Here is a 13,761-nt window from a genome sequence, read left to right on the forward strand (position 1 = left end):
GCGACCAGCATCACGTTCGGCCTGGGGACAGGGCAGGTCAAGTCGCTGAACGATCTCAACGCCAAGCTCGCAGCCAATAACCTGCAGGCCTCGATCGATTCGTCGACCGGCAAGATCACCCTCACCACGACCAACGACGCGGCGTCGGCCACGATCGGCGCGATCGGCGGTACGGCGGCGGCTTCCAGCCAGTCCTTCAACGGTCTGACGGCGGCGGCTCCGGTGGCGGATGTGACCGCGCAGACGCAGCGCGCGAGCCTGGTTTCCCAGTACAACAACGTGCTGGCGCAGATCAACACGACCGCGAGCGATGCGTCGTTCAACGGTGTCAACCTGCTCAACGGCGACACGCTGAAGCTGACCTTCAACGAGAACGGCAAGTCGACGCTGTCGATCACCGGCGTGACCTTCAACTCCGCGGGCCTCGGCCTCTCGACGTTGACCTCGGGCACCGACTTCCTCGACAACAACTCGGCGAACAAGGTGATCGGCGTGCTCACCACGGCGAGCTCCACGCTGCGCAACGAGGCCTCGACGCTGGGTTCGAACCTCTCGGTCGTGCAGGTTCGTCAGGACTTCAACAAGAACCTGATCAACGTGCTGCAGACCGGTTCGTCGAACCTGACGCTGGCCGACACCAACGAGGAAGCGGCCAACAGCCAGGCGCTGTCGACCCGCCAGTCGATCGCGGTGTCCGCGCTGTCGCTCGCCAACCAGTCGCAGGCCAGCGTGCTGCAGCTGCTGCGCTGATCCGCAGGCATCGTCATCTCTTGAAAACCAAGGCGGCGGGGGAAACCCCGCCGCTTTTTCATCGGACGACATGGAAGGTCCGACGTTGCTGGCGGCGGAGCCTGGCGAGCGCGCAAAAATCGGAAGGCCCGGCCTCGCGACTGGCGAGCCGGGCCTTCCGATGTGAGGAGGAAAAGCTCAGGCCGCCGAGCTCACCGGCTTGTCCTGCTGTTCGGCTTCAGCCTGCTCGATCAGCTTCTTCTCGTAGGCGACGAGCTTCTTGGCTTCCTTCAGGGCCTGATAGAGATCGCCGTTCAGGATATGGCCGTTGATCGCCTCGATGATCGGCCAGGCGCTCGGCACCGTCGTGATGATGTCGCGCAGCAGGTTGAAATAGGTGCCGTGATCCGCATCTGCGCCCGGCGAGATGTACATCAGCTGGACCGCAAGATAGACGAGCTTGGCCGGCGTGTCGGCCGTCTCCGGCGTCAGGATGTCCTTTTCGCGCAGGATCGGAATGTTCTCGCCGTCGATCAGGAGGCGCGCGCGCTGGTCGGTGTTGGTGATCACGCAGGAGCCGATGATGATGCGCTCATGCGGCTTCAGTTCGACTTTCAGGGCCATTCTCATTCTCCGTTGCCGCAATCGGCGTGGCGCCGAACCTGCCGCGTCGAGGCCGATGACCGGTCCAGCTGCCAGTCTCAATCGCGCGGGAAGTCTGCGCGCTCGATCGGTCGGCGCGCAGCAATCCTTTCCGATCATGGTTAACGGACGGTAAATGGCCGCGCGTGCCCGGCGAATATGCGGTGTTTTCAATGTGATCCGCGGCGAATCACCTCGGCGCGGCCGTGCCGGGGCGGCGCGTCGGGCAACGCGAGCGGTCGTCACTTCACTGTTTGTTAGCCGCTCGCATTTACCTTAACGCACGTCGCCCAGTGGTGCAGTCACCCGCGGGCTTCGCCTTGATCCTGAATGGATCGGGCAGTTTGTTTCACACCAGAAGGGTATGAAAATGTCAGGTATTGTTCTCTCGGCGTCGGTGCGTCAGAATCTGCTCTCGCTTCAGTCGACGGCTCAGCTCCTCGCCACCACCCAGAACAACCTCTCCACGGGCAAGAAGGTCAACTCGGCTCTCGACAATCCGACCAACTTCTTCACCGCCCAGGGTCTCGACAACCGCGCTTCCGACATCTCCAATCTGCTCGATGGCATCGGCAACGGCGTGCAGGTGCTGCAGGCCGCCAACACCGGCATCACCTCGCTGCAGAAGCTCGTCGACAGCGCCAAGTCGATTGCCAACCAGGTGCTGCAGAGCTCCGTGGGCTACTCGACCAAGTCCAGCGTGACCTCGGCGGCTCTGACCGGTGCGACCGCGACCGACCTGCTCGGCTCCAGCTCGACCGCTGTGACCGGTTCGGTCGTCCAGAACGACAACACGACTCCGGCGGCGATCACCGGCTCGACGAAGCTGTCGGGTACGTCGGGCAGTTCGTCGAACGACCTCGCCACCGGCATCACGTCGGGTGAGACGCTGGTCGTCAACGGCACCACCTTCACCTTCGTCACCGGCACGTCCTCGACCGGCACCAACATCGGCATCGGCGACAGCGTCAGCAACCTGCTGTCGGCGATCCAGACCCAGACCGGCGTGACCGCGTCGATCACCGCGGGTGCGATCACCCTGACGCCGCCGGCGTCCGGACTGACGCTCTCGGGCAGCACCGGCACCTTGGCCAAGCTCGGGCTGACTGCCGTCGGCGACGGCTTGTCGGGACAGACCTTGACGATCGGCGCCACAGGAGGTGGCACGGCGACGAGTGTCACGTTCGGCCTCGGGACAGGGCAGGTCAAGTCGCTGAACGATCTCAACGCCAAGCTCGCGGCCAACAACCTGCAGGCCTCGATCGATACGACCGGCAAGATCTCGATCACGACGACCAACGACGCGGCTTCGGCCACGATCGGCGCGATCGGTGGTACGGCGGCGGCCTCCAGCCAGTCCTTCAACGGCCTGACGGCGGCGGCTCCGGTGGCGGATGCGACCGCGCAGACGCAGCGCGCGAGCCTGGTCTCGCAGTACAACAACGTGCTGGCGCAGATCAACACGACCGCGGCTGACGCCTCGTTCAACGGTGTCAACCTGCTGAACGGCGACACGCTGAAGCTGACCTTCAACGAGAACGGCAAGTCGACGCTCTCGATCACCGGCGTGACCTTCAACACCGGCGGTCTCGGCCTGTCGAACCTCACCTCGGGCACCGACTTCCTCGACAACAACTCGGCGAACAAGGTGATCACCCTGCTGAACTCGGCGAGTTCGACGCTGCGGTCGGAAGCCTCGACGCTGGGTTCGAACCTGTCGGTCGTGCAGATCCGTCAGGACTTCAACAAGAACCTGATCAACGTGCTGCAGACCGGCTCGTCGAACCTGACCTTGGCCGACACCAACGAGGAAGCGGCCAACAGCCAGGCGCTGTCGACCCGCCAGTCGATCGCGGTGTCCGCGCTGTCGCTCGCCAACCAGTCGCAGGCGAGCGTGCTGCAGCTGCTGCGCTGATCCGCAAGCATCGGCATCTCTCGAAAACCAAGGCGGCGGGGGCAACCCCGCCGCTTTTTTTCGCCTGGTTCGGCCGCCCGATCCGTATCAATACTGGTCTGGAACCGGACGCGAGTGGAGCTGAGGGATCGCAACCAGTCGTTAAGCAAGAAATTTAAAGCGCCATTAACCATGTTTTAAAAGTGGATGGACTAGAACCTCCTGGTGAATAACTAGGAAGGTTTCACACACATGTCCGGTATCGTTCTCTCGGCTTCGGTTCGCCAAAACCTGCTGGCGCTGCAAAACACCGCATCGCTGCTGGCCACCACTCAAAACAACCTGGCCACCGGCAACAAGGTCAACACGGCGCTCGACAACCCCACCGAATTCTTCACCGCGCAATCGCTCAACAACCGCGCGAGCGACATTGCGAACCTGCTCGACAGCATCGGTAACGGTGTCCAGGTTCTCCAGGCTGCGAATACCGGTCTCACCTCGCTGCAGAAGCTGGTCGACAGCGCCAAGTCGATCGCAAGTCAGGTGCTCCAGGCTCCCACGGGCTACACGACCAAGTCGAGCGTGACCTCCGCGGTCATTCCGGGGGCGACGGCCAACAACCTGCTCGGCAGCTCCTCGAACAAGTTCGTGACCGGCTCCGTGGTCAACAACGACAACACCAGCGCGGCGGTCGCGATCACCGGCTCCACCAGGCTGTCCGGCACGGCGAGCTCCACCTCGAACGACCTGGCGAGCAGCGTCACGACCGGCGACACGCTCGTGGTCAACGGCGTGGTGTTCACCTTCGTGGCCGGTTCGGTCTCGGCCGGCACCAATATCGGCGTCGGCGACACCGTCAGCAACCTTCTTGCAGCCATCGACTCCGTGACCGGTGCGACTGCGACGCCGTCCACTGTGAGCGGCGGCCAGATAACTCTCGCGACAGGCACGGCGCAGGATCTGACAGTCTCGGGCACGGCCCTGGCCAAGCTCGGATTGACGGCCGCAACCACGACGCGCAATCCGCCTGCATTGTCAGGACAGACACTGACCATAGCCTCGACAGGAGGCGGTGTCGCCACGAACATAACGTTCGGCACCGGCGCCTCGCAGATATCGACTCTGGCGCAGCTCAACACCGCGCTTGCGGCGAACAATCTGCAGGCAAGCCTCAGCACGAACGGCCAGCTCACGATCCTGACGACCAACGAATCGGCGTCGTCGACGATCGGCGCGGTGGCCGGCTCCTCCACGGCGGCAAGCCAGGCCTTCAATGGTGTGACCGCATCCACGCCGGTGGCCGACACCAACTCGCAGACCACACGCGCCGGATTGATCGCCCAGTACAACAACGTGCTGGCGCAGATCGACACCACGGCGCAGGACGCCTCGTTCAACGGCATCAATTTGCTCAACGGCGATACGCTCAAGCTGGTGTTCAACGAGACCGGACGGTCCACGCTGAACATCACCGGCGTGACCTTCAACAGCACCGGTCTCGGCCTGTCGGCGCTGGTGGTCGGCACCGACTTCCTCGACAGCAACTCGGCCAACAAGGTGCTGTCGACGTTGAACAGCGCATCGACGGCGATCCGCTCCGAGGCGTCGTCGCTCGGTTCGAACCTGTCGATCGTGCAGGTCCGTCAGGACTTCAACAAGAACCTGATCAACGTGCTGCAGACCGGTTCGTCGAACCTGACCTTGGCCGACACCAACGAGGAAGCGGCCAACAGCCAGGCGCTGTCGACCCGCCAGTCGATCGCGGTCTCCGCGCTCGCGCTGGCCAACCAGTCGCAGGCGAGCGTGCTGCAGCTCCTGCGCTGAGCGCGAACGCGCTGGAATAGTATCTCATCGAAGCGGCGGGCCATGCCCGCCGCTTCTGCGTTGGGCCATGCCGCGCGTGCCGGCGCTGGTCTCAGGTCAACGCCGGGGACAGTGGATGAGCTCGGTGAGAACGCCATTGTTCGTGTAGTTCAAGCCGCCAGGGCGGGATGAACTACACGCGATCTTCGTCCGGACATTTTGAATAAGTCGGTTCGCAAGAAATTAAGAGGTGCACCAAACAAAGCGATTTGCGGTGCTCCGTGACGCTACGAAACAAATTCCGCTAACGGCCGCTAACCATATTTTAAAGGCACGCAAAGTACAAAACCTGGGCAGTTTGGTCGTGTCCCTGCGTCAGTCCGGAGTAGTTGATGTCATATGCCGCTCAAGCCTATGCCCGCACGTCGCAGACGACGGCATCACCACGGGAGATCGAAGCTCAGGCTCTGTTGAAGGCGGCACGGCAGCTGCAGGAAGTCCAGGCCAATTGGAATGGCCCCGATCGCAACATGTACAAGGCTCTGCTCTTCAATCGTCGCCTGTGGACGATCTTCATGAGCGCGATGGAGGCGGACGACAATCCGAATCCGCTCGACATCCGCCAGAACATCGCAAACATCGGCGTGTTCGTGATGAAGCAGACGATCGAGATGCAGATGGACCCGGATCCGGCGAAGCTCAAGTCGCTGATCGACATCAACTGCCACATCGCCGCGGGATTGTCCGGGCGGAGCTGACCACAGGGGCAGGGGCGGGAGGCGCGTCATCGCAGCATCCCCTCTGCGTCCGACAAGTCGAACCTGTTCAATACGGCGCGAAGCAACAGCAGATACGTGGCCGTCGATCAGACGCTCCATCAGGGCGGCTGGCGCGGAAGATATGCCAACGGGACGTCGTTCACGGTCTCGATCGCCAACGTCGAGGGCTTTCACGCCAAGCTTCGCTACCAGCGCGACGGCGTGAACCAGTATCAGGACGTGCTGATCAAGCACAATGCGTTCAGGATCGGCGATACGAAGTTCACGCTGACCGGCAACGGCAAGGCCCAGATCAAGAACGTGGTCACCGACGCCGCCTCGGGCCAGACCTATCTCGACACCGCCTACGCGATACGGAGCAGTTGATCCGCCAGAGCTGCGCCGCTCGATACGGCAACGCCGCCCGGTGGGGCGGCGTGCAGGCGGCGGAATGAAGCGGCTCGATCCCGCGGGGGGCTCAGGCTGTGCGATCGGTCGCCACGACGCGCGGCACGTCCGCCTTCTGCAGATCCTTCTGCAGATCGAGCGTGTTGAAGTAGGCCCGGCGGCGCAGCACGGCCTCATCTGGATATTGGGTCACGACCTGGTCGGTCTTGCGGTTGACCACCTGGAACACCAGAGCGGCAGCGGCGCGATCGTAATAGGCCTGGCGCGACACCGACAGATCGTTCGCGATGTTGACCGGGATGTCGTTGCGCACGGGGGCGCCGGGCTCGGCCGCGGTCACGGTCTGGCTGGGAGGAAGGTCCGTTGGAACAGCGCTCACCACCGCCTGGCTCGACGGTGGAATTATCGGAACGGACGCTGGCGTCCCTACCGGTCTTACGCTGAAATCGGAACTCATGGCAGCCTCCTCATGGCCATCGAGTCAATTCCCAACCCATCCCGCTTGCAACTATGCCGATGACCAATCAACGTTATGTTAGGAAATAGGATGAACGGCGCGTTGTGATTCGCCCGGGCCTTTTAAGCTTATCCGAGCGTTAAGCGGCGATGGCCGCGCGGCCCGTGAGGCGGCGCGGCGCTGCGATGCAGATGGGGGTCTGGCGGTGAGGCTCAGAGCGTCCGGCTGACGGCGAGCGGGGTGAGGTGCCGCGCCCCCGGGGCGGCGCGGCGGCCGCCGGCGGTATAGGTGCTGGGGATGTTCTTGCGCTGAACCTCGGCATTGACGCCGCGCACGATCTTTTCCGAGATCGCGTGCGCAGTGGCCAGCACGGTCAGGTTCACCTGCAGCATGGCGCGGAAGGTGTCGTGGTGACGGTGCAGGGTGGCGAGCAGCTCCGGCGCGGTCTGCTTCATGAAATTCTGGCTCGCCTTCAGACGACCGACGGCCGTGACGTAGTGACGGGACAGCTCGGTCTTCCTCGGGCCGAACGCCATGCCTTCGCGCAGCTTGCCGGCGCGGACCAGCTCGGTCTCCTGCTCGATGACGGCGATCAGCTCGCTCATGACGCTCACCATCTCGTCGGCGAGCGCGCGTGCCTCGGCGGCGCTGGTGGCGGCGGTGTAGGTCGTCTTCTTCGCCTGGCCCTGTGCGGTCATTTCATAACTCCCTTCGGCGCGAGCGTTTGCCGCCCACGCGCTTGTCACGCGAACATCTACGCTTTGCCGTTGGCGCCGGAGCTGCTGCCGGCCTGTTGCAGGATGAGAGTGCGGAAGACGTCGTTTGAGATGCCGACGCCGCCGGCCTTGGCGAAGTTCTTGGAATATTGCTCCGTCAGCATCGAGCGCCAGACGCCCGTGCCCGGCGTGTCGCCGAACGGACCTTCGCCCTTCACGCCGCTGGTCATCTGCGAGAACATGCTGTTGAGGAACATCGCTTCGAAGTCGGTCGCCGTCGCCTTGGCCCTGGCCTGCGCCTTGGGCGAGACCTTGGTCAGCGCCTCGGCGAGATCGAGATCGGTGCGCGGCGCGGTGACCGCCGCCGCCGTCGGCATGCTAAGGGCGACGCGGCCATGATAGGAGTCGATGAAGGACGTCGCCATCACATCACCTCGATGTCGGCTTCGATCGCGCCGGCCGCCTTGATGGCCTGGAGGATGCTGATCAGGTCGCGGGGACCGATGCCCAGGCCGTTGAGGCCGTCGACCAGCTGCTGCAAGGACACGCCGTCCTTGACGACCGCGAACTTCTTGCCTTCCTCGGTGACGCCGACGCTGGTGCGCGGCGTGACCACGGTGCGGCCGCGGGACAGCGGGTTGGGCTGGCTGACCTGCGGACTTTCGGAGATCGTGACGGTGAGGTTGCCCTGCGCCACCGCGACGGTCGCCACGCGCACGTCGCGGCCCATCACGATGATGCCGGAGCGCTCGTCGATGACGATCTTGGCGGCAAGGTCAGGATCGACCTGCAACTGCTCGATCTCGGTCAGGAAGGCGACGACGTTGCCCTTGAACTCCGCCGGGACGCTCAGTTGCACCGTCGACGGGTCGATCGGCTCGGCGGTCTTGACGCCGAGGAAATCGTTGATCGCGGCGGCGATGCGCTTGGCGGTGGTGAAGTCGGCGTTGCGCAGGGCAAGCCGTACGTTCGGCAGCCGGTTCAGCGCAAACTCGATCTCACGCTCGATGATGGCGCCGTTGGCGATGCGGCCGACGGTCGGCACGCCGCGCACGATCTTGGCGGCCTCGCCCTCGGCCTGGAAGCCGGAGATCGCGAGCGAGCCCTGCGCCACCGCATAGACGTTGCCGTCGGCGCCGAGCAGCGGAGTGACGAGCAGGGTGCCGCCCTGCAGGTTCTTGGCGTCGCCGAGCGCGGAGACCGTCACGTCCATGCGCGTGCCTTGTGTGGCGAATGGCGGCAGGTTTCCGGTGACCATGACTGCGGCGACGTTGCCGGTGCGGATGGTGGCGCCGCGGATGTTGACACCCATGCGCTCGAGCATCGCCTGCAGCGACTGCTTGGTGAACGGGATGTTGTTCAGCGTATCGCCGGTGCCGTTGAGGCCGACCACGAGGCCGTAACCGATCAGCTGGTTCTGGCGCACGCCCTCGATATTGGCGAGATCCTTGATCCGCGAGGTCGCATTCGCAGACATGACGGTAGATGCCAGCGCCAGCACGGCGGCGCAGGCGACCTGAAACAGGCGCGTAGTTCGGACGCGTCGCATCCTATGCTCCCCTCGAACTCTTCAAGTGATCACTCGGCCACTCCCATGACCGCATGATCGACGTTCAACTATGCGAGCGCCGTGCCAGGGCGATGCTCCGGGCTAACTCCTTGAAAGAGTGTGAAATCAGTCGCGAGCCTTGTTGCGATCCCGGGGCGCGCCGGGGGAACGAAGCTGCCGCCCCGGCAGAATTTGCCGGGCCGTTTACGCACCGTTAACCACGACGGAGCCAATCTCCCCGTCGAGAGGCGGAAGCTTGCGGGAGCCATCGATGCGCATCTACGGACCGAAAGGCACGACGCTGGGCTCGTCGACGAGCGCGACGCGGAAGACCTCGTCCGGCGGCTTCAGGCTGCCTGATGCCGGCACCACGCAGGACACGCGCGCGACGCTCGCGCCGAAGCAGACTGCGAACATCGATGCGCTGCTGGCGCTGCAGGGCATCGAGGAGGAGCCGGCGGAGCGCCGCAAGCGCTCGGTCCAGCGCGGCAAGCGCGCGCTCGACGTGCTCGATGATCTCAAGCTGTCGCTGCTGTCCGGCAGGCTCGACACCGCGATGGCGCTGCGGCTGCGCGATGCCGCGGCCGACCTGAAGCAGACCTCGGGCGACCCGGGACTGGATGCGATCCTCTCCGAGATCGAGCTGCGCGTCGAGGTCGAGCTCGCCAAGGCCGGGCGGGGCTGAGACGCATCGCGCGCGCTCAAGCCGCCTTCGACGGCTGCTGCGCGTCGTAGCGGCGCTGCGCCGCGGTGACCTCCTTGAGATGGCGCTCGGCCCAGTCGCGCAGCGGATCGACCGCAGCGGCGAGCGTCAGCCCGAGCGGCGTGATCGAATATTCGACCGTGACCGGAACGGTCGCGATCGCGCGCCGCCGCACCAGGCCGTCGCGCTCCAGGCTCTTCAGAACCTGGGACAGCATCTTCTGCGAAATGCCTTCGATCGTCCGCCGCAACTGATTGAAGCGCAACGGTTCGTTGCGCAGCAGGATCAGGATCAGCACGGCCCATTTGTCGCCGACGCGATCCAGAATCTGGCGGGTCGGGCAGTCGGCGGCGTAGACGTTCGCGGCTCTCATCGGTTACTCCGGCGTGACCAGGTGATCTTAAAGTGCGCTCTTAACACCAGCATTCGTTCGGCTATCTAGTCACTATCGGATACCGAGGTGGCTGCGTCCAGTCTCGGATCCGACCTCGTGATCTCGAACATAGGAGCTGCCCCATGAAGATCGCCGTCGCCGGCGCGTCCGGCCGTGCCGGATCCCGTATCACCGCCGAGTTGGCCAGCCGCGGCCACCAGGTCACCGGCATCGCCCGCAACCCAAACAAGATCGAGAAGCGCGCCAACGTCACGGCGGTGCAGGGCGATGCCAACGACCGCGCCGCGCTGGCGAAACTGTGGGCCGGCCATGATGTCGCGATCAGCGCGATCCATTTCCTGGTCAGCGATGTCGAGACCCTGATCGGAGCCGCCAAGGACTCCGGCGTATCGCGTTACCTCGTGGTCGGTGGTGCCGGCTCGCTCGAGGTCGCGCCGGGTGTGCGGCTGGTGACGACGCCCGGCTTTCCGGCCGCCTACAAGGCCGAAGCGGTGAAGGGCGCCGCGTTCCTCGACCGTCTGCGCCAGGAAAAGGAGCTCGACTGGACCTTCCTGTCGCCCTCGGCAATGATCGATTTCGGCGCCCGGACCGGCAAGTTCCGGCTCGGAACGGACCAGCTGCTGGTCGATGCCGACGGCAAGAGTTTCATCACCTTCGAGGACTTCGCGGTCGCGATGGCCGACGAAATCGAGCGTCCGGCGCACCGGCGGGCCCGTTTCACGGTCGGTTACTGAGGCCATCCACGGCGTCCCGCCGGCCGGGGTCGAATTTGCCTGTGCAACGGCCCGAACGGCGGGGCGCCCGTGCCGATGGAAATATTGTCTGTCACATGAGGCCGCTATATAACGCGGCCGCGAACGGGCGTATTCCGTCCGCCGGTGCCGAAACCGGCGCCAGCACGTACAGATGGGCTGACCTTGGAAAAGTTGAAGAACTACAAACCTTCCGAAAAAGAGCCTTTCATGAACGAACGCCAGCGCGACTATTTCCGCGCCAAGCTGCTGGCATGGAAGGAGGAGATCCTGCGCGAATCGAAGCTCACCCTGCAGGCTCTGCAGGAGGAGAACGTGAACCATCCGGACCTCGCCGACCGCGCGTCGTCGGAGACCGACCGGGCGATCGAGCTTCGCGCCCGTGACCGCCAGCGCAAGCTGATCTCCAAGATCGACGCGGCGCTCCAGCGTATCGAGGACAACACCTACGGCTATTGCGAGGAGACCGGCGAGCCGATTTCGCTGAAGCGGCTCGAGGCCCGTCCCATCGCGACGCTGTCGGTGGAGGCGCAGGAACGCCACGAGAAGCGTGAAAAGGTCTATCGCGACGAGTAGATCGCGACGCTGACCTGAACGAGCAGGGATTGCGGCCGCTTGCCGGGTGCGGCCGCAGTGTTGACGGCCGAGACGTGTTCGTGCGGTCCGCACAGGCTGTGCGGGAGCGAACGCAAGCGCCTTTGTTCTCCAAACATCCGGAACTTTTCGGCGTCTGCTGAATTATCTGCGGTTCCATCTCGGAACGCCGCGGGGAATCATGGGCGAGCCGAACATAGCCAGAGGCGCGCTGGCAACGATGCAGCGTTCCTACGGCGCCCTGAGCATCAAGGGACGCCTCCTTCTGCTGGCCGGCATTCTGTTCCTGCCCTGCGTCGGGCTGATCGCCTATGTCATCGTGTCGATGGCGCAATCTGCCGACGCCTCGATCCGGCGCGGCCTGTCCTATGCCGCGCAAACGATCTCCGGTGCCGTCGACGCCGAACTGCGGCGCTACATCGCGCTCGCGGAGGTGCTGGCGAAGTCGCCTGATCTCAGCGCTGCCGATCTCAGCAGCTTCGAGGCAGAGGCGCGCCGTGTCGGTGCGGTCAGCGGCGAAGGCTGGATCATCGTGTCCGACGCCAGCGGCCGGCTGCTGCTCAACACCATCGCAACGCCGGGCAAGCCGCTCGGCGAGCGCACTCCCGAGGGCCGGCGCTCGCAGGAGCGGGCGTTTCAGTCGGGGCGGCCGTCGATCTCGGACATCTTTACCGGCCCCAACTCCGGCGCGTGGGTGGCGACCGTCGATGTCCCCGTCTTCAAGGACGGCAAGCCGTTCCGCTGCCTTTCGATTGCCATGCCGGCTGCGAGCTACACCCGGCTGCTGGCCCAGCAGCAGCTGCCGGCCGACTGGCTGGTCGGCATCATGGACGGCCAGGGCCGCTACGTTTCGCGCATCCCGAAGAACGCGACCACGACCGGGCAGCCGGCGTCGGCCGGCTGGCGGGCGACGGCCAAGACCGAGGGGATTGCGGAGTTTCCGTCGATCGAGGGCGATCGGGTCATCAACGCCAATGCGCGTCCCCAACTGAGCGACTGGACGGTCGGGGTCGGCATCAAGCAGGCGGCCTTCGCCCAGGCGATCTCCTCGACGGTCCAGACCGCGACCATCGTGGCGACGACGATCTGTGCCTTGGCGCTGCTGCTGGCGGCCGGCATCGGCCGAAGCATCGCCCGGCCGCTCGAAAGCATCGCCGTCAAGAGCGCCATCCCCGGTGAGGCCGCGCCCGCCGATCCCCCGGAGGTCCGGGCGCTCAACGCCCGACTGGCTGCGGCCGAAAGGGCGCAGGCGGAGAGTGCACGCGTCATCCAGGAGAATTTCGGGATGCTCGCGCAGGCCAGGGACGATGCGTCGCGCACGGCCGGGCAGCTCAAGCTCGCCGCGAAATACGGACGGCTTGGCACCTTTACCTGGGACGGCAGATCCGGCGCCAGCCACTGGTCCGATGAGATCGAAGAGCTCTATGGGCTTGCGCCGGGCACGTTCCCCGGGACCTATGACGCCTGGCTGGCGCTGGTGCATCCCGAGGATCAGGCGCGTGCCGACCGGGACAACAAGCAGGCGCTGATCACCGGGGAGCTCGATTCGGAATGGCGGGTGCCGCTGCCCGACGGCTCGATCCGGTGGATCGAGGCGCGCGCCCGCATGCTGGGCGGCGAGGGCGGCGGCGATCCGTACATGATCGGCGTGAACATCGACGTCACGGCCGCGAAGGAAGCCGATCGCAAGCGCGAGCTGCTGGTGCATGAGCTCGCCCATCGCGTCAAGAACAGCCTCGCCGTGGTGCAGTCGCTGGCGCATCAGCTGCTGCCGCGCCACGACGCCAAGGTCCGCGATTTCACCTCGCGCCTGCATGCGCTGGCGACGGTGCACACCAGCCTCGCCGAGAACGACTGGCAGGGCGCCGATCTCGCCGCGCTCATCAGGAGCCAGGTCGCGCCGTTCGCCGGCAAACTGGATCAGCTCGCGACCAGCGGCCCCGCCATCCTGGTGCCAGTCGAGCTGACGACGCAGCTGGCGCTCGTCATCCACGAGATGGCCTGTAACGCCAGCAAATACGGTGCGCTCACCACGCCCGACGGTCACGTCGATGTCAGCTGGTCGCTGGCGCAGGACGCGCTGCATGTCCGTTGGCAGGAGAGCGGCGGCCCGCCGGCAACAGAGCCGCCGGTGGTCGGCTTCGGCAGCCGGCTGCTGACCCGCACCGTCAGGCATCTGCAGCGGACGTTTGCCGAGAGCGGGCTGACCTGCCAGTTCGAGCTGCCCTGGCTCAGGACGCCTGGCGAGAGTTCGGTGGCCGCAACGGAAGCGAGCTGAGCGCCGGCGCGCGAAGCGCAGCGGGTCCCGACATGGCCTTGCCATCGCGCACTGCCATCCTTGCGCCCAGGAGTCCTGCCCGGA

15 protein-coding genes are annotated in these 13,761 nt (G+C 65.1%); 9 read left to right on the top strand and 6 right to left on the bottom strand.

Annotation, left to right across the window (positions count from 1 at the left end):
• A partial coding sequence (locus ACQR1X_RS23830) for a flagellin (protein WP_434899691.1) occupies nucleotides 1-750 on the top strand: 750 nt, incomplete at its 5' end.
• 177 nt (nucleotides 751-927) lie between these two features.
• On the opposite strand, the gene flbT is transcribed toward ACQR1X_RS23830, so the two are convergent.
• Nucleotides 928-1,353, bottom strand: a complete 426-nt coding sequence (gene flbT, locus ACQR1X_RS23835) for a flagellar biosynthesis repressor FlbT (protein ID WP_315715996.1) — start codon at nucleotides 1,351-1,353, stop codon at nucleotides 928-930.
• Between the two features lie 388 nt (nucleotides 1,354-1,741).
• Between flbT and ACQR1X_RS23840 the strand changes: the two genes are divergently transcribed.
• The 4 genes from ACQR1X_RS23840 to ACQR1X_RS23855 all read left to right on the top strand — a co-directional run bounded on the left by ACQR1X_RS23840 (nucleotide 1,742) and on the right by ACQR1X_RS23855 (nucleotide 6,213).
• Nucleotides 1,742-3,286 carry a flagellin gene (locus tag ACQR1X_RS23840; protein ID WP_434899692.1) on the top strand — a complete coding sequence of 515 codons (1,545 nt, stop codon included), beginning with the start codon at nucleotides 1,742-1,744 and terminating at the stop codon, nucleotides 3,284-3,286.
• 231 nt (nucleotides 3,287-3,517) lie between these two features.
• The gene (locus tag ACQR1X_RS23845) at nucleotides 3,518-5,089 is read left to right on the top strand and encodes a flagellin (RefSeq protein WP_316218152.1); all 1,572 of its coding nucleotides are present in this window, start codon (nucleotides 3,518-3,520) and stop codon (nucleotides 5,087-5,089) included.
• Between the two features lie 371 nt (nucleotides 5,090-5,460).
• Complete coding sequence (gene flaF, locus ACQR1X_RS23850) at nucleotides 5,461-5,826, top strand: flagellar biosynthesis regulator FlaF (RefSeq protein WP_315715999.1); 366 nt, start codon at nucleotides 5,461-5,463, stop codon at nucleotides 5,824-5,826.
• Between the two features lie 96 nt (nucleotides 5,827-5,922).
• On the top strand, nucleotides 5,923-6,213 hold the full coding sequence (locus tag ACQR1X_RS23855) for a hypothetical protein (RefSeq protein WP_434899693.1): 291 nt from the start codon (nucleotides 5,923-5,925) through the stop codon (nucleotides 6,211-6,213).
• Between the two features lie 91 nt (nucleotides 6,214-6,304).
• On the opposite strand, the gene ACQR1X_RS23860 is transcribed toward ACQR1X_RS23855, so the two are convergent.
• The 4 genes from ACQR1X_RS23860 to ACQR1X_RS23875 all read right to left on the bottom strand — a co-directional run bounded on the left by ACQR1X_RS23860 (nucleotide 6,305) and on the right by ACQR1X_RS23875 (nucleotide 8,956).
• Entirely contained in the window at nucleotides 6,305-6,691 is a 387-nt protein-coding gene (locus tag ACQR1X_RS23860) for a hypothetical protein (protein WP_316180416.1), read from the bottom strand.
• A gap of 212 nt (nucleotides 6,692-6,903) precedes the next feature.
• On the bottom strand, nucleotides 6,904-7,389 hold the full coding sequence (locus ACQR1X_RS23865) for a hypothetical protein (RefSeq protein ID WP_316180418.1): 486 nt from the start codon (nucleotides 7,387-7,389) through the stop codon (nucleotides 6,904-6,906).
• Nucleotides 7,390-7,445: 56 nt separating this feature from the next.
• Nucleotides 7,446-7,832: a flagellar assembly peptidoglycan hydrolase FlgJ gene (gene flgJ / locus ACQR1X_RS23870; RefSeq protein ID WP_316180420.1), complete on the bottom strand. Its 387-nt coding sequence runs from the start codon at nucleotides 7,830-7,832 to the stop codon at nucleotides 7,446-7,448.
• Nucleotides 7,832-8,956, bottom strand: a complete 1,125-nt coding sequence (locus tag ACQR1X_RS23875; protein WP_315738786.1) for a flagellar basal body P-ring protein FlgI — start codon at nucleotides 8,954-8,956, stop codon at nucleotides 7,832-7,834. The genes flgJ and ACQR1X_RS23875 overlap by 1 nt, the downstream gene beginning before the upstream one ends.
• Nucleotides 8,957-9,227: 271 nt before the next feature.
• On the opposite strand from ACQR1X_RS23875, the gene ACQR1X_RS23880 reads away from it, so the two are divergent.
• Nucleotides 9,228-9,641 carry a flagellar assembly protein FliX gene (locus ACQR1X_RS23880; protein WP_316180422.1) on the top strand — a complete coding sequence of 138 codons (414 nt, stop codon included), beginning with the start codon at nucleotides 9,228-9,230 and terminating at the stop codon, nucleotides 9,639-9,641.
• Between the two features lie 16 nt (nucleotides 9,642-9,657).
• Here ACQR1X_RS23880 and ACQR1X_RS23885 read toward each other — a convergent pair whose 3' ends face one another.
• Entirely contained in the window at nucleotides 9,658-10,032 is a 375-nt protein-coding gene (locus ACQR1X_RS23885) for a winged helix-turn-helix transcriptional regulator (RefSeq protein ID WP_315804303.1), read from the bottom strand.
• Nucleotides 10,033-10,175: 143 nt separating this feature from the next.
• Here ACQR1X_RS23885 and ACQR1X_RS23890 point away from each other — a divergent pair, with 143 nt between their 5' ends.
• From ACQR1X_RS23890 to ACQR1X_RS23900, 3 genes are all read left to right on the top strand, one after another.
• Complete coding sequence (locus ACQR1X_RS23890) at nucleotides 10,176-10,787, top strand: NAD(P)-dependent oxidoreductase (RefSeq protein ID WP_434899694.1); 612 nt, start codon at nucleotides 10,176-10,178, stop codon at nucleotides 10,785-10,787.
• Nucleotides 10,788-11,015: 228 nt separating this feature from the next.
• Nucleotides 11,016-11,381 (top strand): RNA polymerase-binding protein DksA, encoded by a 366-nt coding sequence (dksA, locus tag ACQR1X_RS23895; protein ID WP_170323279.1) that lies wholly within the window; start codon nucleotides 11,016-11,018, stop codon nucleotides 11,379-11,381.
• 238 nt (nucleotides 11,382-11,619) lie between these two features.
• On the top strand, nucleotides 11,620-13,677 hold the full coding sequence (locus tag ACQR1X_RS23900; protein ID WP_434899695.1) for a sensor histidine kinase: 2,058 nt from the start codon (nucleotides 11,620-11,622) through the stop codon (nucleotides 13,675-13,677).
• Nucleotides 13,678-13,761 lie beyond the last annotated feature (84 nt).

The organism is Bradyrhizobium sp. HKCCYLRH3073 (assembly GCF_051167995.1).
GTDB lineage: Bacteria > Pseudomonadota > Alphaproteobacteria > Rhizobiales > Xanthobacteraceae > Bradyrhizobium.